We start from the raw sequence: 24234 nt of genomic DNA, 5'->3' as shown, positions 1-24234 counted from the left end.
CCCCATGACCATGTTCGCCCGCGATCTTTCCGTCGCGCACTACCGCAGCTTCGATAGCTATCGCCTTGCCCTGGACGAGGGCGTGACGATACTTGCGGGACCCAACGCAGCGGGAAAGACCAATCTCATAGAGGCGCTGCAGCTGCTGACGAGCGGCGCCTCGTTTAGGCATCCGACCGCAGCCGAGCTCGTCCATGACGGCGTGGGCTCGTGCAAGGTCGAGCTGAGGCTCGAGGGCGACGGCCGCGTGCTTGATATGGGATTGAGCGTGGGGGACGGTAAGCGCTCGTTTAGCCGCAACGGCAAGAGATGTTCTGCCGCCGGTGTGCGCGGGGTTCTGCCGAGCGTGCTGTTTTGCCCCGACCATCTGGACATGGTTAAGCGAGGCGCCAGTGTGCGCCGCGCCGCCCTCGATGACTTTGGCATGCAACTGAGCGCACGCTATGCCGATCTTGCGAATACCTATGGACGCTGCGTGACCCAGCGTAACGCCCTGCTCAAGGAGACCTGGTGCTGTCGCGAGATGCTCGGCGCGTGGAACGATTCGATTGCCCGCGCGGGCTCGGCCCTGCTTGTGCACCGGTTGGCCCTGCTCGACCGGCTGGCGGGCCATGTGCACACTGCCTACGGGCAAGTGGCATCCGGTGAGGCTGCCAACGTGACCTATACGTCCACGCTGGGGGATTTGCCCCAGGTCGATGATCGCGAAGAGCTGAAGGGCTGGGCGTACGAGCGCATGCTGACTGCCCTTGATGAGCACGCCGACGAGGAAATTCGCCGCGGCGTGACGTTGGTGGGACCGCATCGCGACGAGATTGAGTTTACCGTGGCGGGTCGCTCCGCCCGTTCATTTGCCAGCCAAGGTCAGCAGCGAACGTTGGTTCTGGCCTGGAAGGTGGCGGAGGTGGCCGTGGCTCGCGATGTCCTGGGCACCGCTCCGTTGCTGCTTTTGGATGACGTGATGAGCGAACTCGACGGCGAGCGCCGCGGTGCTTTTCTGCGGTTGATCGGCGATGATATCCAGACGGTCATAACCACGACCAACCTGGGGTATTTTACCGATGACCTGCTTGATCGAGCCAAGGTGGTGAGCATGGGTGAGACGTGCTAATTACGAGCGCGAGAGCGAAACGGTCGCCTTCAGTGGATTTTTGAACGCAGAGCGTCAGCGCATCCTGGCGGCCGCGACGCCTGAGCGCCGCGCGCAGATGGAGGCTGCAGAGGAATCTCGTGCGGTCTATCGCGCCTGGAATGCGGTGTGCTCGGGCACGCGCGAGGGGCGGCATGTGACGGGCCTGCGCTACCTGCCCGAGTCCAATGAGCTGCTGGTATATCTCGATTCGCCCTCGTGGACGCAGGAAATGACGCTGTTGCGCGAGATCATCCGCGCGCGCATGGAGCGCGCCGGTGCACATGTGGATGGCCTGGTGTTCAAAACCACCGCGCCCGGTCACACGCCGCCCGCCGCCAAGGAGCGCCTGCGTCCGGCGACGACCGAGCGCCCGCCGGCTCCGCACGCCGACCTCAGTGAGGCCGAGCGCACCGAGATTGAGCGCCAAGTGGCGCCCGTCGAAGACCAAAAACTGCGCGAGGCCCTCGAGAACGCCATGAGAGCCAGCGCCGAGTGGGCCAAGGGCGTGCAAAGCAAAAAAGAGCCTTAAATCGCATCTGGTGGCCTTGTAGAGCCAAATACCCTCGTTCCCGAGGGTATTTTTTTACGATAAACTAGTAAGGCTGTACACATTTTCTTGACTGAAGGAGGACGTGTGGCAAACGAAAACGATTACGATGGCGGCGAGATTAAGATTCTCGAAGGTCTCGAGGCCGTTCGTAAGCGCCCGGGCATGTATATCGGCTCGACGAGCGCCAGCGGTCTGCATCACCTGGTGTGGGAGATCGTTGACAACTCCGTCGACGAGGCCATGGCCGGTTTCTGCACCGAGATCCAGGTGACGGTCCACGCCGACAACTCCATCACGGTCGTCGACAACGGGCGTGGCATCCCCGTCGACGAGCATCCTGTTAAAAAGATCCCGACGCTCGAGGTCGTCATGACGATCTTGCACGCCGGCGGTAAGTTCGATAACTCGGCCTATAAGGTCTCGGGCGGCCTGCACGGCGTTGGCATCTCCGTCGTCAACGCACTGTCCAAACGCGTGGTCGTTCAGGTTCGTCGCGACGGCAACACCTACGAGATGGAGTTCTCGCGCGGCAAGACCGTCAAGAAGATGGAGGTCGTGGGCACCTCGGATTCGACGGGCACCACCGTCACCTTCTGGCCCGACGACGAGATCTTCGAGACCTGCATTTACGATTTCGATACGCTGCACAACCGTCTGCAGGAGACGGCGTTCCTCAATAAGAACCTCAAAATCGTGCTGACTGACGAGCGCGAGTCTACTCCCCACGTGGAGGAGTTTTGCTACGAGGGCGGCATCATCGACTTCGTCAAGTTCCTTAACGAGGGCAAGGACGTCCCCGAGGCCTTTAAGGAGCCTATCTACATCGAGGGTAAATCGGACCCGGACGCACCTGTGGCCAAGATGGGCGAGGTTGAGGTTTCCCTGCAGTGGAATAGCGGCTACGGCGAGAACGTCATGTCGTTTGCCAACGACATCTACACCCCCGAGGGCGGCATGCACCTTGAGGGCTTCCGCACCGCGCTCACCCGCGTGATCAACGACTATGCGCGCAAGCAGAACCTGCTCAAGGAAAAAGACGCCAACCTGACCGGCGACGATGTGCGCGAGGGCCTTTCGGCCGTTATCTCGGTCAAGCTGCCCGATCCGCAGTTTGAGGGCCAGACCAAGGCAAAGCTCGGCAGCTCCTATATGCGCGCGCTGACGCTCAAGATTGTGACCGACGGCCTTGTCGATTACCTCGAGGAGCATCCCAAGCCCGCTCGCGAGATCGTCAAGAAGGCGCAACAGGCCTGCAAGGCGCGCAATGCCGCCCGCAAGGCGCGCGAGGCGACCCGCCGCAAGAGCCTGCTCGAGACGGCGTCCCTGCCCGGTAAGCTCGCTGACTGCTCGGTGCGCGATGCCGAGCTGACCGAGCTCTTCATCGTAGAGGGCGACTCGGCAGGCGGTTCGGCCAAGGACGGCCGTCGCCGAGACATCCAGGCGATTCTGCCCCTGCGCGGCAAGATTTTGAACGTCGAACGCGTTGGTGACCATCGCGCGTTCTCGAGTGACACCATCCAGTCGCTGATTACCGCGATCGGTTGCGGCGTCACGACGAGTGCCGGCGACGGCGGCGACTTCGATATCACCAAGGCGCGCTACCACAAGATCATCATCATGACCGATGCAGACGTCGACGGCGCGCATATCCGCATCCTGCTGCTGACGTTCTTCTACAAGTACATGCGTCCGCTGATCGATGCCGGCTACGTCTATGTTGCCTGCCCGCCCATCTTTGGCATTAAGGTGCGCAACAAGATCCACTACGTGTATCCCAACGGCCGCCAGCCCGAAGACGAGATCCTGCGCGATACCATCCAGAGTCTGGGCCTGAACCCCGATGATAACGACGAGGACGGCAAGGCCAAGGACGGCAAGATCACCAAAAAGCGCAAGGGCTATACCGTCCAGCGCTACAAGGGCCTGGGCGAGATGGACCCCAAACAGCTTGCCTCGACGACGATGGACCCAAAGACCCGCATTCTGCAGCGTGTGTCGATCGAGGACGCCGTGGTGGCGGACCGCGCCGTGCGCGAGCTGATGGGTTCCGAGGTCGGCTATCGCCGCGAGTACATCGAGAAGCATGCACATGACGCACGATTCTTAGACGCCTAATCCCTGCGGCTTTCCCAGCCACCGCACCTTCGCCCTCAATCGTCGGTCGCGTACCCAAGTACGCTTCCCTCCTCTTTCGGGCGAATCTGCGGCACCTGGAAAAGCCGTCTCCGTGGTTGGGAACTAATGGACCACGCAAACCATGAGGAGGTAACGTGGCAGACGATATCAACAATAACGAGGGTATGGACGAGGCCGGCGATGCCGGTATGCCCGATGATCTGAAGCGCCTGCTTGCCCGTGCTGAGCAGGGCGAGGACGGCGATCCGGACGCCTATAACCCCGATGCCGATGATGATGAGGAAGAGGACGACGACGGTGAGCTCGAGGAGAGCTTTGGCGAAGTCGATCGTGGCGCCTCGGCCGGCGAGGACATCAACGGCGGCCAGCTCCAGATTTCGGAGTTCGGTCGCGAGATGAAGCAGTCGTTCATCGAGTATTCGATGTCGGTTATCACAGCGCGTGCCCTGCCGGACGTGCGCGACGGCTTAAAGCCGGTACACCGCCGCATCCTGTACGCGATGAACGAGAGCGGCATCTACCCCAACCGCCCACACAAAAAGTCGGCCTGGACGGTCGGCGAAGTTATCGGTAAGTACCACCCGCACGGTGACTTTGCGGTCTACGAGGCCATGGTCCGCCTGGCGCAGTGGTTCTCCATGCGCACGCCGCTCATCGACGGTCACGGCAACTTCGGCAACATCGATGGCGACGGCGCGGCGGCCATGCGTTACACCGAGAGCCGCCTGGCCAAGCCCGCCATGGAACTGCTGCGTGACTTGCAGAAGGATACCGTCGACTGGCAGCCCAACTACGACGAATCGCTCGCCGAGCCCGTGGCACTGCCTGCGCGCTTCCCCAACCTGCTGGTCAACGGCAGCCAGGGCATCGCCGTCGGCATGGCCACCAACATCGCCCCGCATAACCTCACCGAGGCGATCGAGGCCACCTGCTACCTGATCGACAACCCCGACGCCACCGTCGACGAGCTCATGCAGATCATGCCCGGTCCGGACTTCCCCACCGGCGCCATCATCATGGGCAGCGCCGGCATTAAGCAGAGCTACGAGACCGGCCGCGGCTCCATTACCGTGCGTGCCAAGGCACATGTGGAGTCCACCAAGACCGGCCGCAGCCGCCTGGTCTTTACCGAGATTCCCTACATGGTCAACAAGGGCACCCTGCAGGAGAAGATCGCCCAACTCGTCAACGACAAGCGCATTGAGGGCATCTCGGATATGCGCGATGAGTCCAACCAGAAGGGCATCCGTCTGGTCATCGAGCTCAAGAAGGGCGTCATTCCGCAGGTCGTGCTCAACAACCTGTATAAGTACACCTCGCTGCAGACGACCTTTGGCGCCAACAACCTGGCACTCGTCAACGGCGTTCCCAAATGCCTGAGCCTGCGCGAGATGCTGCAGCACTACATCGACCACCAGGTCGACGTCGTCACCCGCCGCACCCGCTTCGACCTTAAGAAGGCCCAGGCCCGCGCGCATATCCTCGAGGGCTACCTGATGGCCCTTGACCATATCGACGAGGTCATCAGCATCATCCGCTCCTCGCAGACCGACTCCGAGGCCAGCAGCCGACTGATCGAACGCTTTGGCTTTACGCCCGAGCAGACCACGGCCATCCTCGAGATGAAGCTGCGCCGCCTGACCGGCCTGGAGCGCGACAAGATCCAAGAAGAGTTGGACGGCCTGCGCCGCGCCATCGCCTACTACGAGGACCTGCTGGCGCACGAGGAGAAGATTCTGGGCGTCATCAAGGAAGAGATGCGCGAGATCTCCAAGAAGTTTGGCGACAAGCGCCGTACCGAAATCAGCCAGGTTGAGAAGGACCTGGATGTCGAGGACCTCATCGCCGACGAGGATATGGTCGTGACCATCACCCACACCGGCTACGTTAAGCGTATCCCAGTGGCTGCCTACCGTGCCCAGAAGCGCGGTGGCAAGGGCGTGTCGGGCGTCAACCTCAAAGAGGACGACGTTATCGATGAGATGTTCATCGCGTCCACGCACGAGTACGTGCTGTTCTTCTCGAGCAAGGGCAAGGTCTATCGCCTGAAGGTGCACGAGCTGCCGGTGGGTACGCGCCAGGCGCGCGGTACCGCGATCGTCAACCTGCTGCCCTTCGAGGAAGGCGAGAAGATCGCGAGCGTCATCAGCTGCCGCGAGTTCCCGGCCGACGAGTACCTGATGTTTGCCACCAAGAGCGGCATGGTCAAAAAGACCGTGATGAGCGCATATGACCGCAGCCGTCGCGACGGCCTGATCGCTATCAACCTGCGTGACGACGACGCGCTGCTGAACGTGCGCCGCGTGCGCGAGGGCGACAAGATTATCCTGGCCACCACCGCGGGCAAGGCGATCATGTTCTCCGAGGAGCAGGTACGCGCTACCGGCCGCGATACCAGCGGCGTTCGCGGCATCGGTATGAAGGACGGCGTGAGCGTTCTGGGCATGGAAGTCACTAACGGCAACGGCGATCTGTTCGTCATCACCGAGCGCGGCTACGGCAAGCGCACGCCGGTTGCGGACTACCCGGAGCAGAATCGCGGCGGCCAGGGCGTCTACACCATCCAAATGACCGAGCGTAAGGGTAACCTCGCGGCCATGAAGACAGTGGGCCCGCAGCACGAGCTGTTCATCGTGACGGAGGGTGCGACGGTCATTCGCGTCAAGACCGACGAGATCAGCCAGACTGGCCGCGCCACCCAGGGAGTCAAGATGATGACCGTCGACGACAACGACCGCATCTGCGCCGTAGCCCGCATGACAGCCGCCAAAGAGAAGCCCGAAGGCGAAGCCACAGAAAACGGCTCCGCCCCCGAAGAAACCCCTGTCGATCTAGGCGACGGCAACGACATGCCGGAAGATCTCCTTGACGAGTAAGAGGCCCTAACTGTTAGAAAATATCAGACCCCATATATCGGCGGTCGGCGCACTGCGCGCCGACCGCTTTTTTGAAAACCTTTGAACCCCGCGTCGGCCCCGGCTGCCCGGCGGCATGCGAAGTCGATCGCGAGTTCCGCACGAGCCGGAGAGCACTTAATGTGCTCTCCGTGCGAGCAGGACTGTCCGAGCAGGCGACTTCGCATGCCGCCGGGCAGCCGGGGCCGACACCCCTCAAAGATTTTCAAAAAAGTTGTTGACGCGCGCGTAACGACTCGTCTAATATATCCCTTGCGCGATGGACCTGTAGCTCAGTTGGTTAGAGCGTCCGGCTGATAACCGGGAGGTCACAAGTTCGAATCTTGTCAGGTCCACCACTTTCTTTCGCAATAAACACCCCAGCGAGAGCCGAGTCGCCGCTGGGGTGTTTATTACTGTCTCCGTGGGGGTTTAGCTCAGCTGGGAGAGCGCGGGCTTTGCAAGCCTGAGGTCAGGGGTTCGATCCCCCTAACCTCCACCATGATGGACCTGTAGCTCAGTTGGTTAGAGCGTCCGGCTGATAACCGGGAGGTCACAAGTTCGAATCTTGTCAGGTCCACCATCAAAACTGTGAAGAGCCCTGGGGCGTTGCCTCGGGGCTTTTTTCTTGTCTGCGATAAATCTCATTTTGGTTTTGTGTGCTGTGCGAAAGATTGGGTAGTATAGCTATTCAATGCGGCGACCTTGCCGCGTGTTAACCGCTACGTACCGGAGGTGTTCCATGGTTCGTGTCGACATAGAGACCATCGTCATGGCCGCCGGTCCCGTGCCATCGCTTATCGTGCTTCGCGAGCGCTGCAGCAAATCGGACTCGCCCGCGCCACTGCGTTCCCTTTCCATTCAAACTGGTTCGTTTGAAGCTGCTGCCATTAGCCGTGGCATCGATAGCGGCCGCGCCGAGCGCCCAATCACGCACGACCTGCTGCTCGACACCGTCGACGCCTTGGGTGCCAAGCTCGAACGCGTCGAAATCGTCCGCGCCGAGCCGCCCGTGTTTTACGCGACGGTTGTCGTGTTGGCCGATGGCAACGAGCATAGGATCGATGCGCGTCCGAGCGACGCCATCGCCCTCGCCGTACGCAGCAATGCCCCCATGTTCGTTGAAGACGACATCATGAATCGCTTGGGCACCGTCTCGCCACACGCCGAGGAAGTCGACGACGAGCAAGAGTTCGAAAAGTTCGATGAGTTCGTCCATACGCTCTCCCCCGATGACTTCTAAATGCGGGGCGTCCAGGCTGCGGAGCGTTCGCTGATGGCCGGCGGTATGTCGGCTGAGGCGGCGACCATTGCGCGCGAGGCCCAGATGCGCTCGGAGGCTTCTGAGGCGGCTCGCATTGCCTATGTGACGCAGGCCCGCACGCTTCGCGAACGCCGCGGCTCGTTTATCAAGATGGTTGTCGTCTCCGCCCTTGTCGCGGCAATCTGTTCGCGCCTTCGTGGTACAGTTGGTGCGCTTGGGTTTTCGATCTCTACGGGCCTTATGATCTGGGGCGTGGTCGATGCGGTCATGCTGACCAGTCAGATCAAGGTGCTCGACAAGCGCGCGATGGATATGATGCGCGCCCGCGACGCTGCCGCTAAGATCGCTGCTGAGGCACAAGAACTGTAACGACGCCAGACTCGATGGGAAGGTCTAAAGATGGCACAGGATATGCAGGACGCCGGTAACGTCTCCGCCGAGCTCGACGCCATGGTGTGCGATCTGATCGGCGCGTTCTTGGACGACCTTGCCGCCGGTGAAAACCCTGGCGTGGTCGTGGCAATTGAGGACGCCGCTTCCAACCGTTATCTGGCGGCGCTCGACGAGGACGGCGAAGAGGCGTGCCTCGAGGCGGCCACCAACTTTATCTCCGAGCACAAGATGGGTCTTAAGGACGAGGGCCTGGGCCGTATCGCTCGCTATGCCATCGGCTACACCGGCTGCGTCGAGATTGACGGCGGCTATCACGATGCTCTGCTCGTGAGCTTCTTCGAAACCACGCTCGAGAGCGGTTTTTCGGCATATGTGCTGTATGAGGGCATGGGTGCCGGCGATGGTTTTATGTGGAGCGACCCTGAACCTGCAGGTGAGGAAACCCCTCTCATCTAAAATCGCTAAAATAAACGAGTTTTCGGTAAAAGGCTCAATATTCCCGCCGAGCGTTGCATTGCTGGGTGGGTCGCATACGCGTGCCGGTTGTATATAGATAGAAGATAGGGGAACTACATGCGCGTAGACAATCTGAGGAACATCGCCATCATCGCTCACGTCGACCACGGCAAGACGACGATGGTCGACAAGCTCCTGCGTGCCACGGACGCCTTCCGTGCCAACCAGCAGGTCGAGGACCGCGTCCTGGATTCCAACGACCAGGAGCGCGAGCGCGGCATTACGATTCTCGCCAAGAACATCTCTATCGAGTACAAGGACGTCAAGATCAACGTCATCGACACCCCGGGCCACGCCGACTTTGGCGGCGAGGTCGAGCGCGTGCTGCGTATGGCCGACGGCGCCCTGCTGCTGGTCGACGCCTTTGAGGGCCCCATGCCCCAGACCCGCTTCGTGCTGCGTCACGCTATCGACACCGGCCTTAAGATCATGATCGTCATCAACAAGATCGACCGTCCGGGCGCCAACCCCGAGAAGGCCTACAACGACTGCCTGGACCTCATGGCCGACCTGGGCGCCACCGACGACCAGCTTGAGTTCGCCATGGAGCACGTGGTCTACGCCAGCGCTATGAATGGCTTTGCCCGCCTTGATCCCAACGACGGCAACATGGACATGTATCCGCTGCTCGATATGATCATCGACGACATGCCCGCGCCCGAGGTTGACGAGAACGCCCCGCTGGCCATGCAGTGCGTGACCATCGACCACTCCAACTTCGTCGGCCGCATCGGTATCGGCCGCGTGTACTCTGGCGCCATCCACCAGGGCGACCAGATCCTGGTTGTCAAGAACGACGGCTCCAGCGCTACCGCCACCGTCAAGCAGCTCTTTACCTTCGACTACCTGGGCCGTACCGAGTGCCAGGAAGTCGGCGCCGGCGACATCGCCGCTGTCGTGGGTATCGACCGCACCGATATCGGCGATGTCTACACCGATCCCGAGAACCCTGTCGAGCTCGAGCCCATCGAGATCGACCCGCCGACCCTGTCCATCGTCTTTGAGGCTTCGACCTCCCCGCTTGTCGGCCGCGACGGCGACATCGTGGGCGCCCGTCAGCTCAAGGAGCGCCTGTTCAACGAGGCCGAGAACAACGTGACCATGAAGATCGAGGAACTCGAGGACAAGAGCGGCGTCGAGGTCTCGGGCCGCGGCATTCTGCACCTGTCCGTTCTGATGGAGTCCATGCGCCGCGAGGGCTTTGAGTTCCAGGTCGGCCGTCCCCGCGTTCTGTTTAAGAAGGACGAGAACGGCAACAAGATGGAGCCCGTCGAGCAGGCCGTCGTCGAGTGCCCGGACGAGTACTCGGGCAAGGTCGTTGAGGTCTTCGGCACCTCCGGCGGCATCATGACGAGCATGGATACCTCGGGCATCGTGACGCACCTCGAGTTTAAGATTCCGACCCGCGGCATCATGGGTCTTAAGAACCGCATCATGAACGTCACCCACGGCGAGGGCGTGTTCTACCACACCTTCCTGGAGTACGGCCCCTATGCCGGCGAGATCGGCAACCGCCAGAACGGCGCAATGATCTCTATGACCACCGAGAAGGCCGTTGCCTATGCCCTGGGTACGCTGCAGGAGCGCGGTCAGCTGTTTGTTGAGCCAGGCACCGAGTGCTACGAGGGCATGATCGTGGGCGAGCGCAGCAAGGCTGGCGACATGGTCGTCAATATCGCCCGTACCAAGAACCTGGGCAACCAGCGCTCCTCGACCTCCGATATCTCCGTTCAGCTGGTGCCGCCCCGCACCTTCTCGCTGGAGGAGGCGCTGGAGTACATCGCCGACGACGAGCTGGTCGAGATCACTCCCAAGAACATCCGCCTGCGCAAGCGTCTGCTCAACGCCACCGACCGCAAGAAGGCTGCCGTCCGCGCCGGCCAGGTCAACAAATAAGCGCTGGGCTTTATAGCGACTAACAAGAAAGGGCGTCGACCGCGATGGTCGGCGCCCTTTTTGGTGCAAGGGGGACGGGTTAGTTTGCACCACAGCTGGGGCGACTATCCCTCCGATTGGCTTCCCAGTCAAAGTAAAGTTGTTTAAACATATACATAATTCCACTGAATATAGCCGGTATGATGCAAAACTGTTAACAGATAAATATCAACTGGTATTAAATTAAAAGACCTATTGACCTGCGGTTTACATGATTGGTATCTATATATTATTTTATGCATTGTGGCATAGACGAACCGTCTTAGAAGGTGCTCCCCAATGGGTTCTTGCAATGCGCTAGGTAGGTTCTCGTTGATGTTGGGGCTTGTGCTCGATCCGACGATTCGCCGTATTCCACACTGTGTTGTAGGAATTAGGGGACAACTATGGACGTACACCGCTCACGGTCGCTGGGTATGGCGGCTCTGATTTTCATTTTGATTAGCCTCACCGCCGCAGTATTTCACGGCGCAGCCCCCGTGCGCGCCGAGGATGTGACGACGCCGACGCCGATTGAGATTGATGAGAATACGGCGGACGTTACGGTCGGGCTGTATGCCGATAAGGATCGTCAGCAGCCTCTCGGTAAAGAGGGCTCACCCTCGATTACGACAGCCGATACAATTTACGGTTTTATGGCGGCCTACTTTAAAGAAAATTCTGGACTTACGTCTGAGAGGCCTGAGGCGATTTATACCTTTCCTGAGTCGATTGTCGTGAAGGACAACGCGGGCGGCGACTTGATGACTGATGATACCGAGAATGCGCAAAAGATGGGAACTTGGCGCATCGAAAAGAACAAGGTCATTTTTAACTACGACCCCAGCTATCTCAACGCCAATCCATCTTTACTCTACGTAAAGGTTAAATTCGAATTTGAGCTCAAAGACAAAAATCTGGATGATGGGTCAAAAGTCGAACTGAGATTTCCGGGCGTTGGCGAAGCTGTGCCTATCGAGATTCAAGACGGCGCGGTCGAGGGAAGTAAATCGGGTGTCTTTTCTCAAGATGGCACTACTGGAATTGCCAAGATAACTTGGACTATCAATCTGAGTGTTAAGTCGTATGCAACGGATGTAAAGCTGGTTGATAAACTCGGCGACTATCTGGAATTTGACCAGAACAGCTTCAAGCTTGATGGAAATCCGATTGGTTCTTCCGTGAGTATTGAGGGGCAAACGGGAACGGCAACGTTGTCGCTGGGTAGCCTTTCTCAGGGCGACCATACCGTTACGTACGAAACGACAGTTGGTGTGGACCTGCCACTCTCTAACGGCACGCCCATGCAAGGCAAGAACGGTGTGCAGGCAACCTGGGGAACGGTAAATCCTCAACAATCTCCTTGGATTGAAGGCACCTCTGATTCATTTCAGTATGACATGATTAAAAAAGAGGCCGGCTCCGGAGCGCCGTCGGCCATTACTTGGAAGGTTGTGCTCAACAAGGGGTCTCTCAAGGCCGATATGTTTGGCTACACCTTTACTGACAAGCTCGATGACAAGCAGGATTATATTGGCAGCTACGCGGTCTACAAGGGAGAGGCTGCCGATGAAAATCAAAAGATTGATGGAGGAACACTGAATGAGTCAGGGAATTCATTCAGCTATACGTTTAATCCAAAAGAGGGTGACCGGTTTGCGACCTATTGCATCACCTATCAAACTAAGTTGAGAGATGAGAATTCCTACGAAAAAGTTAGCAACACGGCAAGTGTGAAAAAAGAAGATTCAGATCAGCCCTTTGGAGAAAGTACCGAATACTATACTCGCCCTTGGACGGGCAAGACCATAAGCAAAACACTGCTTAATAAAGATGAGGCGGAGCGGACCGGAAAAGCAACTTGGCAATTACGCGTAGAGCTCCGTGATTACGTAAATGCGAAAAACCCAGAATTCGTTCTTATCAGAGATTCCATGCTGGCGGCTTGGAAGCAGACCATGGGGCCGGATACCTCCGATGGTCCTTCACATGTAATTACTATTGGGAATACCGAACTGGTCGAAGGTGTCGACTGGAATTTTGAGCGCGGCGCAGATCTTTCGCGGAAAAGCAACCAACATAACTGCGATATACGAATAACTATTACGAAAAAAGTCAAAGAAGAGCTTGATAAGTCCCCCGAAGTCGTTATTACGTATAAAACGGTGACCGACGCACTTCCTGGTTGGTACTCTAACTTTGCCTCTGTTGATGGGTTTAGCGGCTATTCTGATTACGTTTTTTACTATGTTGAAAGCGAAACGAAGCCTTCGGTAGAGAAGAACGTAAAAATAAATGAAGATGGTTCGCAGGCGCGGTGGGATGAGGCGTTTGATTGGAAACCAGTTGATGGCTCGAACGACAAAGGTGCGTGGATTGTCGACTGGACGGTCTATGCCAATCGAGTTAAGACGTCGGCCGGTGACTGTTATGGTGCGGGCAAGCTTAATGGTAAAGATGTCGTTGTTAAAGATGAGCTTCCTGATGGAATGAGCTATATCCCCGGTTCGGCAAAATATTCTTTGTATTCAAATCCCTACGAGACGGCGGTGCCCGGCCGCGAATGGGAACATGAGAGAGAAAAAACCGAGGTTCCGGATGCCTTGCTGACGCCTGTCGTCGATCGCCAGATGGTTACGTTTTCAATTCCAACGGAAAGGCTGGGCAATAATACAGGGTATGCAAAGCTGACGTATTCGACTGCTGTTAAAAGGTCGGTAGTCGATACGTCAAAGAATCTCGGCGAGCTCACGAACTCGGCAAGCGCAAGCTCGGATGGTAAAGACTTTAAGGCGGGCTCTGATACCGTACAGATCAAGAACAATGTATTGTCAAAGACCGGTGCGTCGGTAAGTAATAGCAAGCGAATTCACTACACCATTTTTGTTAACGAATCGGCATTGGACCTAAAAAGTGGAACCGACTATCTTGATCTGTTCGATGTGATGGACTCCAAATGCACGTTTGTGCCTTCGTCGCTTAGCGTGTCTGAGTGTGACAATGGCACTTGGCGCGAGTTGGCGAAAGAACAATACAAGACAGCTCTCGATTTGGTTGATGAGGGCGCCGGAAAGCAACAGCGATTGACGTTGAAGCTTCCCGACAAGAAGTACCTGAAAATCGAATATGACGTTCTGTCCGGTGAGTCTGGTAAGGTTTCCCTTTCCAATGAGGCTCGGCTCGAAGGTGTTGCGGACGGTTATAAAAAACACGAGCGTGAATATGATATAGATGCCGGCGCATCCGGAGGCGGAACGGGGTACGGCATTGTGGTCCACAAAGTGGATGAAAAGGACGTTACCGCGCCGTTGGCTGGGGCTACGTTCAAGCTCTATGAGATTGACACGGACGAGGCGCGGGGCGGTGCCGGTGTTGATGGCGCAAAGACGTTATTTTCCACCGAAACGACTGGCTCTGACGGGAGTGTGACTTTCGGAACAAGTTCGAACGCCATGGCTTCCTGCAAGCTTTACTGCCTTGAGGAGACGGCGGCTCCTGCTGGATATCGCGCCGCCCAACCAACATGGATTCTGCTCAAGGGCGGCGCGGACGACGAGCAATACGAACAAGCCATGAATGCGGCGAAATCTTTGCTTGGTGCCAATACAGAGATAACGTCAGATGCAGAGATTTGGGTGTACGATTCGCCCCTTGAAGGTAAAGCGACGATAAGGGCAAGGAAGGTGCTTGAAGGCGGAACCTTCAAGAAAGGACAGTTCTCGTTCGAGCTCAAGGACGCCGAGGGCAAAGTACTCCAGACGAAGACCAATGACGCCGAGGGCAATGTCTCCTTCAGCGTAGAGTACAACAAAGCAGGAACCTATACCTACACCATCTCCGAGGTCGTCCCCGAAGGCGCCGAGAACAATGTCAAGGACCACATCACCTATGACGCGACCCCGCGCGACGTCACGGTTAAGGTAACTAATGGCACGAACAAACTCGAAACCGAAGTCACCTATGACAGTGACTCCAAGACTCCGCCGACCTTTACCAACAAGTACTCGACCACGCTTCCTGAGGCGGGCGGAGCCGGCTTGACTATGACATATCTTGCCGGCGCTTCGATGCTGTGCTTTGCCGCGACGTGGATGCATGCTCGCCGCCACCGAGATTTGGATCGAGGCAATCGCCATGAGTAAGCCGCTCCGTCACATGTTGGCCGTCATGGCGATGGCCATGGCTGCCATCTTCTCTTTCGCGATTGCCCCTGGGACGGCCCGTGCTGCCGACACCGGAGCCATTACGGTGGACGGTACGGTTGCGACGCGGTATGACGCGTACCAGCTCTTTTCGGCGACCGTTGTCGACGACGCCGATACTGACCAAAAAATTGCAACTGACGTAACGTGGGCGAATGATGGCGTTCGCCAGGCCGTTCTCCCCGTGCTTCATGATGCGGGGCTCGACAGCACGGTCTCGACGGCACAAGTGGCTGCCGAATGGATGAATGCCGACGGACACATGACGACCGCGCTGGCGACAAAACTCGCCAGAGCGATATGCAACACCGGTGCCGTGTCTGTGGTCCTTAACGCCGGCACGGCGGCCGAGCTGCCCTGCGGCTACTGGTTCATCGTCGCCGACGACGACGCCATCGCCCAGAACGAGGCCGGCACCGCGCCGATCATGGCCCTGGTCGGCGGCAGCGCCGTCACCGTCAAGCCCAAGGCGGCGACCCCCAAGGTCGCCAAGCACGTGCTGGAGGACAGCACCGCCGCCTGGCAGAAGGCCGCCGACGCCACGGTCGCCGACGGCCTGTACTGGCGCCTCTCTGCTACGGTCCCGGCGGGCCTCACCGCCTACGACACCTATGCGGTGCAGTTCGTCGACACCATGAGCGCGGGACTCGACCCCTCCAAGGTCGCCGCGAGCATGCATGTGTACGTGGCGGCGGGCGCCGAGGGCGGTTTCGATGCGGTCGCATGTGAGGACGGCAACGTCAGCTCGACGCCGGCTAAAGGGTGGACAGACATAACTTCACAGTGCAAGGTCTCTGTCGAGGGGAGCACCTTCACCGTGCGCACCGGCGACCTGGTCGCCGCGCTCGGCGGCGCCGACGCCTTCGCCGCCGGCGCCCGCGTGGTTGCTGTCTACAATGCGCCGTTGGGGGCCAACTGCAATCGGGGCGCTACCAAGGGCAACCCCAACGAGGTCTACCTGCGCTACCCGCGCTCTCCCCTCGCCGACCAGTCCGGCGACGCTGGCTTCACCCGCACGCCCAGCGATGACGCGACCGCCTACACCTGGGGGCTCAGCATCATCAAACGCTCAAGCGTGGGCGACAAGCCGCTCGCGGGCGCCAAATTGCGCATCGTCGATGACCGCGGACGCATCCTGACGGCCGACGGCACGTGGTCGACAAATGCCGACGCGTGCGTCACTACGGGCGAGGATGGCCATGTGGAATTGAGTGGTATAGACGCGGGCGTCTATACCGCCGAGGAGGTCGCGCCTCCCAAGGGATATGCGACGTTCGAGGGCAAACGAACGGTGACGGTTACGGCCGAGGGACTGGACGTTAAGCAGGTGGCGGCGGCTAAACCCAAGGTGACCGTATCGGCCGAAAGCCCCCTGCGGGTTGATGCTGCCGATGCCGGGACGGGTTCGATCGTGCTGTCGTTGCTCAACGCCCCAAGTAAAGAAGCAAGTCGAGGCTTTATGCCCTCGACGGGAGATAGAACGTTGGTGCTGGTGGCGGTTTTGGCTGCCATCGGAGTGGCAGCTATTGTTGTCGCGCTCGTCATCAAGCGGGGAGGAGGTCGCCGTGAAAAATAGTTGCCCCCCTTGCTCAATGGTGTACTGCCTCCGTAGCGAGTGACGCGCAGGTCTATCGACCTGATGATCATTGGTTTTGAAAAAGTTACTAGAGAACCCTCCAAGAAAAGCGGGGCACCCGGTCGAATGCGATCGGGTGCCCCGCTTTGTTTGTGTATCACCACAAAGGTACCTGTCCCCTTTGTGGTGGTTGGTGGCTAAGCGGTGGGGAGTCCTGGCGTGTTAGCCGGCTGCTGCGGCTTGAGGCGGGCGTTTCGCCAGATGATCTGGATAACGTAGCCGAGCATAAAGACAAAGGCCACGCCGCTGATGAAGTCACCTACGAGGGGAAGCCCCGTGAGGGCGCCTGCGATTATGCCGCCCACGGCTGCCATGGCGTAGCGGTTCTGGTTGTGTCCGACCATGCGGGCGAGCGCGCACCCCGAAAAGGCACTCGACACCAATGCGATGCCGATAACACCGCACATGAGGGCTCCGGCAAGCGACAGGCCAGCGATAGAGATAATTAGCAGTAGGACGGCGGGGACGATAGCAATCGTGCCCAGAAGACCGCTCACCCACAGGGGCATGGGGCGCTGGTGGAGCATACCGGCGGCGCTGGCAGTCGCACGCGGAAAGACGAGCTCGAGCAGCAGGGCGACAAAGCAGGTCGAGAGTGCCGCGGCGACGATACCGCCGATGACATCGTTAACGGTGGAAGTATCCTCGTTCTCGGTGCGGTCGATCTTGAGTGCGCCGACCTCGGCTCCCGCGGCGCGCTCGGGGTCCTCTGAGACGTGCGCGTTCACGGTGCCGGTGATGTGGGCGTTCTTGCCCAGGATGAGCTTGTCGGCCCAAACCTCGACATCGCCATCGACGGTGCCGTCGATGGTTACCGTATCGCCCGCGAGCGCTGCCGACTTGGTGGAGCCTCGCAAGGCAACCGTCTCGCCTATCGCGTAGAAACAGTTAGCGGTGCTGTCGGAATTGAGAACGACATGCTGGCCAGCAACGGTCACGCTGCCATCAACTGTGGTCTTGGCAATGTCGATGGTGCGTGCCGCCAGACGGACGGCGCCGCCCACCGTGCAGTCGCGGATGGAGAGGCTCTCGCCTGCCGCAATTATGTCGCGGTCGATGGAAGCGTCGTCCAAGTTGAGGGCCTGACCGGCCCAGTACAGGTCACCCTCGACGCCGGACGGATTAGAGTCGTTGTCGGTTGCAAGTACGTTGCCTGCCGTGTCCGTGCCGGCAAATGACGCCGTGGGAAGAGCGGTGAGCGCGAGCGCGATGAGCGCGAATGCCATAAGCAGGCAGCGACGCATCTTGTGTGACGGCGCCGCCGCGGTTTGATTGAAAGCCATGGTTGATCCTTTTGTTAGGTGTTTGGCATATACCTAACAGGGTACCCAACGCGCGGGCGCTCTAAAAGAGCCTCTCGGTTGCATTTCGAAGGGTCGTGCCGCGCCACCTACTTTTTGCGGTGCAAAAAGCGTGCGATGTCGTCCTCGGTGGGGCTTTTGATATCAAAGCGTAGCGATAGCCAGCGCAGCCCCATGGTCACCACGACGCAAACGACCAGTGCGACGACATTGCTGACCAAGCCGCTCATGACAAGGCAAACATAGCTTGCCGATCCGGCGATAGCCGCGATGGCATAGAAGTTGGTGCGCTGGAAAATACCCGGCACCACACCCATAAAACCGTCGCGCAGCATGCCGCCGCCCACCGCGGTAAAAAAGCCCATCATGATGCACACCGCCGGCGCAAAGCCGTAGACCAGCGCCTTGTCTGCTCCAGTGGCGGCGTAGATACCGACCGAGATGATGTCGAGCAGGGGAATGAGTTTTTCGGGTTTGTCGACGATTGCCGGGAAAATATAGATGATGGCTGCCGTGGCAATGGAAAGCGGCAGCGCCATCGGCTGGTTGAGGATGTAGACGTTGCCCACCTGCAGCGTCATGTCGCGCAAGAGACCGCCGCCCAGACCGCAGACCACCGCGAGCGCGACCGCGCCCACCAGGTCGAGCTTGTGCTCGCGCGCAACCAGCACACCCGAGATCGATGCCGCGACAACAGCGAACATCTCGAGCCAAAAGGGGATAGCGACCATGGCATCCGAGGCATGTGAGGTAACGGTTATAGCGGCGACGACGGGCAAGATGGGGTCCTTTGAGTTACGGGTTTAGACAATGCCCGTACATAGTACATGGTTGGCGGGCGTGGCGACCCTATTGCTCGGTAAACGGTCGGGACTGGATGCGGACGTGGCGTTGCTGGAATGTCGGGGGTCCAAAACATGTACGTCACCCTCCAAAAACGACATTTTCCGACATCTTTGGAGGCTGACGTACATGTTCGGATTGAGCTCACAGCATGAGTGAGTTGATTTACTCACATCCGGTATATTTCCCCACTTCAACGGACATAAGAGTTGGATACCGGTTCAGAGCGAGAGGCCCTCAATGGATACCCCTGTTCTCATTTCGCATAAAACCGCATGGCTTGTCCATCATGCACCCCAGAATTTGGTTCAGTCTCTTGCGCGGCACGACTACCAGATAGGCGCACAAGGCATCTCCACCCAGCAACGTGTTGCGCGCATACGACAGGCCCTTACCGACTGCGGCATTCCGTCCGATATGCTTAAGACTATCGATATCGCGGTTGTATTCGAATTTGAGCGAATTCGTACCAAGGGCGTCGTTTGCCACATTCTTGGACAAAATCTTCCCTACGAGCATATTAACGAGTTGACGCCCGGAATCTTCATCACCGACGAAGCCTTCGCCTTCGTGCTCGCTGCCGAGTGGATGGATAGGATCGAATATCTCGAATATGGCTATGAAGTTTGCGGCGATTATCGCATGAGGCTCAATCCCGCCGACCCTTATACCGAGCAACCAGCCACCACCTCCAAGGATGAAATAACCGAACTGCTCGATCGGCACCCCGGCAAACCCGGTGCCACACGTGCACGGCTCGCGCTCAGGCACATCTACGATCACTCGGCCTCGCCTATGGAGACCGCTTCGGCAATCGCCCTCTCGCTCCCAACAAGCGAAGGCGGCGTTGGCATCCGAGGTATCGAACTCAACAAACCGCTCGAGATCCCTCAACGTCTCTGGCATTGCGCCAAAGCTCGAACACTCAAAATCGATGCGCTCGTGACCTATAAGCGCAGGGAGCTCGGTATCGAATATAAGGGCGGTTTTCACGATGAGCTCGAGCGCAAGGGAGCAGATGCGGAGCGAGAGGCCGTTCTCTCCCAAATGGGATATCGAATCGTTACGCTCACTTCGGCTCAGCTCGGCAGCCAGCTCGCCTTTCACCGCGCCATGAACAACATTCGCGAAGCACTCGGCATGCCTCGCTGTACCGACACCGGGTACCAGAGAAAACAAAACGAACTACGCAAGGCACTTATCCGCAACTGGAAAAGCATGCGAGACGAGGAGGCACCTTCCGAATAGTGCTGCTCCCGTGAGCTCAATCCAAACGTGTACGTCAGCCTCCAAAGATGTCGAAAAATGTCGTTTTTGGAGGCTGACGTACATGTTTGGGGAAGCGCGGGATCGAGATGTATTTCGATAACAAAAAAGCTCCCATTCTCGGGAGCTTTCTCAACCAAAATGGCGGAGGAGGAGGGATTCGAACCCTCGTGACCTTATACAGGCCAAACGGTTTTCGAGACCGCCGCATTCAACCACTCTGCCACCCCTCCGCGTGGGGTAAAAACAAAGCAGGCTCGAAGGCCTGCTTTGGAATTAACTGGCGGAGAGTCAGGGATTTGAACCCTGGAGACGCTTTTGACGCCTACACGATTTCCAATCGTGCTCCTTCGGCCACTCGGACAACTCTCCGTTAAATGCGAAAGTCAGTATACACGAGGAATCGCAAAGTGCAAACAGAAAAGTTGGCATTTTTTAAAACGCTTGGCCGCGTTTGGCGTTGCAGCGGGGTTTGGGATGCCAAAAAACGGCTTCCGACCAGCGTAGTTGATCAACTCAATTGTTCAAAAGGGGTATTTATAAGCGATTTGGCAATGAATTTAAAAATCTTTGGGTGGTGCTGTGGGCCACTGGTATGCATTTTGTGACCACAACCATGCGCCCGTTGACCTGCGACTTGGCTCAGCTTGTCCTCACGGCACCGTATCTTGTCCACAGATCCGTCAAGCTTTTGGTCAGCATTTGGTTGGAATGCGCATGAAACGTCGTGCGAGTATGGGCATATGTGGAGGTCATGAGGTTGTAGCTGCATATTCTTGCAGCCTAGGAGGTTGAAAGATATTATTACCAAGTCTTTTCCTGCTTCAGGCGCACCTTCACGACCTGAAGCCACATTTGCCCAGAGGAGGTGACAATATGAAGGCTTATGAACTGCTGTTCTTTGTTGACCCGTCGCTCGACCCCGAGACTCGTCTCGCTGTTATGAAGCGTATCGATACCACGATCGCTGAGGGCGCTGGCAAGGTCGACTCCGTTGACGAGTGGGGCAAGCGCAAGCTCGCCTACGAGATCAACGACCTCACCGATGGTGACTACACCCTCATCAACTTCCACGCAGATCCTACCCAGATCGCCGAGCTTGATCGCGTCCTGCGCATCACCGACGCTGTGGTCCGCCACATGATCGTCCGTCGCGACGACCAGGAGTAAGACTGTCGTTTTGGACTGGGCTTGTGCCCCAAGAGGAAGTAGTGAGTTATGAGCATCAATCGAGTGAACATCACCGGTAACCTCACCCGCGATCCCGAGCTGCGCGCCACAGCCGGCGGAACCCAGGTTCTGTCCTTTGGCGTCGCCGTGAACGATCGTCGCCGCAACGCGCAGACTGGCGAGTGGGAGGACTATCCCAACTTTGTCGACTGCACCATGTTCGGCACCCGCGCCGAGGCCGTGAGCCGTTTCCTGGCAAAGGGAAACAAGGTCGCGATCGAGGGCAAGCTGCGCTACAGCTCTTGGGAGCGCGACGGCCAGCGCCGGAGCAAACTTGAGGTCATCGTCGATGAGATCGAGTTTATGAGCTCCCGTGGTGGCCAGGGTGGCTACGACCAGGGCGGTTACGCCCCCGCAGCTCCCGCGCCCGCAGCACGTCCTGCCGCGCCGGTGGCTACGCCGCCCGCGGTCGACGTCTACGATGAGGACATCCCGTTCTAAGGGTTGTTCACCTATTTTTGAGTGAGAGGCGGCTTCGGTTCGCCGAAGTTGCCAAATGAAAGGTATTTTGACATGGCTAATGATTTTTCTGCACGTCAGCCGCGTCGTAAGTACTGCCAGTTCTGCAAGGAGAACACTGAGTTCATCGACTATAAGGACACTCAGCTTCTCCGTAAGTACATGACCGACCGTGGCAAGATCAAGCCCCGTCGCGTCACTGGCGCTTGCACGCAGCATCAGCATGACATCGCCAACGCCATCAAGCGCGCCCGCGAGATGGCTCTCCTGCCGTACACCGTCCCCGTGGTTTCCTCTCGTGGCAACCGCGACCGCGGCTAAGAAGGGAGGCGCATCATGAAGGTTATTCTTCTCGATGAGATCAAGGGCAAGGGCGGCGAGGGTGACGTCGTAGAGGTCGCTCAGGGTTACGCTGAGAACTTCCTGTTCCCCAAGAAGCTCGCTGTTGCCGCCACCAAGGGCAACCTCAAGCAGCTTGACGAGCGTCGCAACAACATCGCCAAGCGCGAGGCCGTCCGTCTGGCTACCGCCAACGAGACCAAGGCTGCCTTCGAGGGCAAGACGGTCACCGTTGACGTCAAGGTCGGCGACGAGGGCATCCTCTTTGGCTCCGTTACCGCCGCTATGATCGCTGATGCCATCAAGGCTCAGCTCGGTATGGACATCGACCGCAAGCGCGTCGAGCTCGGTAAGCCCATCAAGGTTGCCGGTGCCCACACCGTTGCCATCTCGCTGTACCGCGAGATCAAGGCCGAGGTTGTCGTTCTCGTCGGCGTTACCGCCGAGGAGCTCGCTGCCGAGGCTGAGGTCGAGGAGGCCGCTGAGGTCGCCGAGGCCGAGACCGCCGAGGTCGAGACTGAGGCTGCTGCCGAGTAGCATTTGCTGCAACGCAACAATCTTGTTCTAAGAAGGGCGCTCTGGGAAACCTGGGCGCCCTTTTGTTTTTTGCGCTGAGTGAGTGTCATGGCGAACGTTGCGTCGAAGTCCTATACACAGGACCGTTCATCCGTTTGGTTCGGTGATGATTGTCGGCGTGCGGCGCGTTTTGGGACCGTGGCTGATACTATGGATGCTCGCAAGCGATATGAATGAGGATGCTCATGGCATATGACGATAGGGAGACCGGGCTGACGGTCGAGGACCGCGGCTCAAAGTTGGGTCTTCCCCAAAACCAAGATGCAGAGGCCAATGTACTGGCCGCTATGCTGCTATCGCCCGAGGTGGTCGAAGAGGCCCAGGTCGAGCTGCAGCCCGATGACTTCTACCGGCCCATTCATAAGACCATCTATACTGCGATGGTCGATATGTACAACAGCCGCATTCCCATCGACTCCATCTCGCTGATCGATTACCTGCGAAGCATCAACAAGCTCGATGCCGTGGGCGGCGAGGCGTACATTTTGGAGCTGATGGGTCAGACCCTGTCGCTCGTCAACTGGCAGCACCATGCCGCCATCGTTCGCCGCGATTCGATGCTGCGCGAGCTGATCGGCGCCACCAACGAGATCAACGCGCTGGCATATAACGCCCCCACCGACACCAAAGAGGTTGTCGAGCTGGCCGAGAGCAAGCTGCTCAAGGTCACGGCACGCGAGGTCAAGTCGAGCTACAAGACGCTGACCGAGTTTATGGTCGAGGCCTATAACGAGGCCGAGGAAGTGTGCCAGGCCGGTGGCCAGGCTGCGGGCGTGCCCACGGGCTTCCCGTCGCTCGACCGCATGCTCATGGGTTTTCGCGAAGGCCAGCTCATCATCATCGGTGCCCGTCCTGCCGTGGGTAAGACGTCGTTCGCTCTGAATCTGGCACTCAACGCTGCCGCTGCCGGTTATACTGTCGGCTTCTTCTCTCTGGAGATGTCGGGCAAGGAAATTGCCCAGCGTCTGATTTGCGCCTATGCCATGATCTCGATCAGTGACTTCCGCATGGGCCGCATTAGCCCCGAGCAGTGGGCCAATATCAACGAGGCCACGCAGACCTTGTCCAAGCTCGATATTCTGATTGACGATACGCCCGGCACCACAGTGACCGAGATTCGCGCCAAGAGCCGCCGTATGCTCCATAACAAGGAGAAGGCAATTATCATCCTGGACTACCTGCAGCTGGTGAGTCCTCCGCCGGGACGCCGCTCCGAGAGCCGTACCGTCGAGGTCTCGGAGATGTCGCGTGGTTTGAAGATCATGGCCAAGGAGCTCAAGATCCCGCTCATCGCGCTGTCGCAGCTCTCACGTCAGGTCGAATCCCGTACCGGCAAGCGCCCGCAGCTTTCCGACCTTCGTGAATCGGGCTCCATCGAGCAGGACGCCGATATCGTTATGTTCTTGGACCGTTCCGCCGACGAGGCCGAGGCCTCGCGCGACGATCGACCCGACGAGGGCGTTACGCGTATCGTCGTGGCCAAGAACCGTTCGGGCCCGATCGGCGACGTCGACCTGATGTTCCTGCCGGCATCCACCAAGTTCTATGAGCTTGATGGGGCGCATGCCGAGGAGTAGGACAGG

18 protein-coding genes and 5 tRNA genes are annotated in these 24234 nt (G+C 58.5%); 19 read left to right on the top strand and 4 right to left on the bottom strand.

Features of this window, described 5'->3' with window-relative positions; genetic code table 11:
• Positions 1-4: 4 nt before the first annotated feature.
• The 13 genes from recF to I2G40_RS02560 all read left to right on the top strand — a co-directional run bounded on the left by recF (position 5) and on the right by I2G40_RS02560 (position 16577).
• The gene (gene recF, locus I2G40_RS02620; protein WP_195544090.1) at positions 5-1111 is read left to right on the top strand and encodes a DNA replication/repair protein RecF; all 1107 of its coding nucleotides are present in this window, start codon (positions 5-7) and stop codon (positions 1109-1111) included.
• A complete protein-coding gene (locus I2G40_RS02615) occupies positions 1098-1661 on the top strand; it encodes a DciA family protein (protein WP_324252559.1) in 564 nt (187 codons plus the stop codon). Before recF ends, I2G40_RS02615 begins: the two co-directional genes overlap by 14 nt.
• A 105-nt stretch (positions 1662-1766) precedes the next feature.
• On the top strand, positions 1767-3797 hold the full coding sequence (gyrB, locus tag I2G40_RS02610; RefSeq protein ID WP_161155910.1) for a DNA topoisomerase (ATP-hydrolyzing) subunit B: 2031 nt from the start codon (positions 1767-1769) through the stop codon (positions 3795-3797).
• A 185-nt stretch (positions 3798-3982) separates the two neighbouring features.
• The gene (gyrA, locus tag I2G40_RS02605; protein ID WP_195544108.1) at positions 3983-6694 is read left to right on the top strand and encodes a DNA gyrase subunit A; all 2712 of its coding nucleotides are present in this window, start codon (positions 3983-3985) and stop codon (positions 6692-6694) included.
• Positions 6695-6994: 300 nt separating this feature from the next.
• Positions 6995-7071: transfer RNA gene (locus I2G40_RS02600), tRNA-Ile, on the top strand.
• Between the two features lie 67 nt (positions 7072-7138).
• Positions 7139-7214: transfer RNA gene (locus I2G40_RS02595), tRNA-Ala, on the top strand.
• 4 nt (positions 7215-7218) lie between these two features.
• Positions 7219-7295: transfer RNA gene (locus tag I2G40_RS02590), tRNA-Ile, on the top strand.
• Positions 7296-7454: 159 nt separating this feature from the next.
• Positions 7455-7955: a bifunctional nuclease family protein gene (locus I2G40_RS02585; RefSeq protein WP_195544089.1), complete on the top strand. Its 501-nt coding sequence runs from the start codon at positions 7455-7457 to the stop codon at positions 7953-7955.
• Positions 7956-8345 carry a hypothetical protein gene (locus I2G40_RS02580; RefSeq protein WP_195544088.1) on the top strand — a complete coding sequence of 130 codons (390 nt, stop codon included), beginning with the start codon at positions 7956-7958 and terminating at the stop codon, positions 8343-8345.
• 30 nt (positions 8346-8375) lie between these two features.
• The gene (locus I2G40_RS02575; protein ID WP_089572580.1) at positions 8376-8825 is read left to right on the top strand and encodes a hypothetical protein; all 450 of its coding nucleotides are present in this window, start codon (positions 8376-8378) and stop codon (positions 8823-8825) included.
• Between the two features lie 117 nt (positions 8826-8942).
• Positions 8943-10781 (top strand): translational GTPase TypA, encoded by a 1839-nt coding sequence (gene typA / locus I2G40_RS02570; protein WP_055287536.1) that lies wholly within the window; start codon positions 8943-8945, stop codon positions 10779-10781.
• A 425-nt stretch (positions 10782-11206) separates the two neighbouring features.
• Complete coding sequence (locus tag I2G40_RS02565; protein ID WP_195544087.1) at positions 11207-14941, top strand: Spy0128 family protein; 3735 nt, start codon at positions 11207-11209, stop codon at positions 14939-14941.
• A complete protein-coding gene (locus I2G40_RS02560; protein WP_195544086.1) occupies positions 14934-16577 on the top strand; it encodes a prealbumin-like fold domain-containing protein in 1644 nt (547 codons plus the stop codon). Before I2G40_RS02565 ends, I2G40_RS02560 begins: the two co-directional genes overlap by 8 nt.
• Before the next feature lie 197 nt (positions 16578-16774).
• On the opposite strand, the gene I2G40_RS02555 is transcribed toward I2G40_RS02560, so the two are convergent.
• Both I2G40_RS02555 and I2G40_RS02550 read right to left on the bottom strand, forming a co-directional pair.
• A complete protein-coding gene (locus tag I2G40_RS02555) occupies positions 16775-17920 on the bottom strand; it encodes a bactofilin family protein (RefSeq protein ID WP_195544085.1) in 1146 nt (381 codons plus the stop codon).
• A gap of 107 nt (positions 17921-18027) precedes the next feature.
• Positions 18028-18717 carry a trimeric intracellular cation channel family protein gene (locus I2G40_RS02550; RefSeq protein ID WP_229090618.1) on the bottom strand — a complete coding sequence of 230 codons (690 nt, stop codon included), beginning with the start codon at positions 18715-18717 and terminating at the stop codon, positions 18028-18030.
• A 304-nt stretch (positions 18718-19021) separates the two neighbouring features.
• Here I2G40_RS02550 and I2G40_RS02545 point away from each other — a divergent pair, with 304 nt between their 5' ends.
• A complete protein-coding gene (locus tag I2G40_RS02545; RefSeq protein ID WP_195544084.1) occupies positions 19022-20029 on the top strand; it encodes a PDDEXK family nuclease in 1008 nt (335 codons plus the stop codon).
• Positions 20030-20189: 160 nt separating this feature from the next.
• Here I2G40_RS02545 and I2G40_RS02540 read toward each other — a convergent pair.
• Both I2G40_RS02540 and I2G40_RS02535 read right to left on the bottom strand, forming a co-directional pair.
• Positions 20190-20280, bottom strand: a tRNA-Ser gene (locus I2G40_RS02540).
• A gap of 48 nt (positions 20281-20328) precedes the next feature.
• Positions 20329-20419, bottom strand: a tRNA-Ser gene (locus I2G40_RS02535).
• 504 nt (positions 20420-20923) lie between these two features.
• Between I2G40_RS02535 and rpsF the strand changes: the two genes are divergently transcribed.
• The 5 genes from rpsF (at position 20924) to dnaB (ending at position 24228) form a co-directional block, all read left to right on the top strand.
• Complete coding sequence (gene rpsF / locus I2G40_RS02530; protein ID WP_006235831.1) at positions 20924-21217, top strand: 30S ribosomal protein S6; 294 nt, start codon at positions 20924-20926, stop codon at positions 21215-21217.
• Between the two features lie 48 nt (positions 21218-21265).
• Positions 21266-21718 carry a single-stranded DNA-binding protein gene (locus tag I2G40_RS02525; RefSeq protein ID WP_006235830.1) on the top strand — a complete coding sequence of 151 codons (453 nt, stop codon included), beginning with the start codon at positions 21266-21268 and terminating at the stop codon, positions 21716-21718.
• Between the two features lie 72 nt (positions 21719-21790).
• Positions 21791-22057: a 30S ribosomal protein S18 gene (gene rpsR / locus I2G40_RS02520; protein WP_006235829.1), complete on the top strand. Its 267-nt coding sequence runs from the start codon at positions 21791-21793 to the stop codon at positions 22055-22057.
• A gap of 15 nt (positions 22058-22072) precedes the next feature.
• Positions 22073-22612 (top strand): 50S ribosomal protein L9, encoded by a 540-nt coding sequence (gene rplI, locus I2G40_RS02515; protein WP_022094073.1) that lies wholly within the window; start codon positions 22073-22075, stop codon positions 22610-22612.
• Positions 22613-22830: 218 nt separating this feature from the next.
• Positions 22831-24228, top strand: a complete 1398-nt coding sequence (dnaB, locus tag I2G40_RS02510) for a replicative DNA helicase (protein WP_006235827.1) — start codon at positions 22831-22833, stop codon at positions 24226-24228.
• The last annotated feature ends 6 nt before the right edge of the window (positions 24229-24234 follow it).

Source organism: Collinsella aerofaciens (assembly GCF_015558785.1).
GTDB lineage: Bacteria > Actinomycetota > Coriobacteriia > Coriobacteriales > Coriobacteriaceae > Collinsella > Collinsella aerofaciens_P.
The sequence above is the reverse complement of the archived record's forward strand: the minus strand, read 5'-3'. Positions and strand labels throughout refer to the sequence as shown.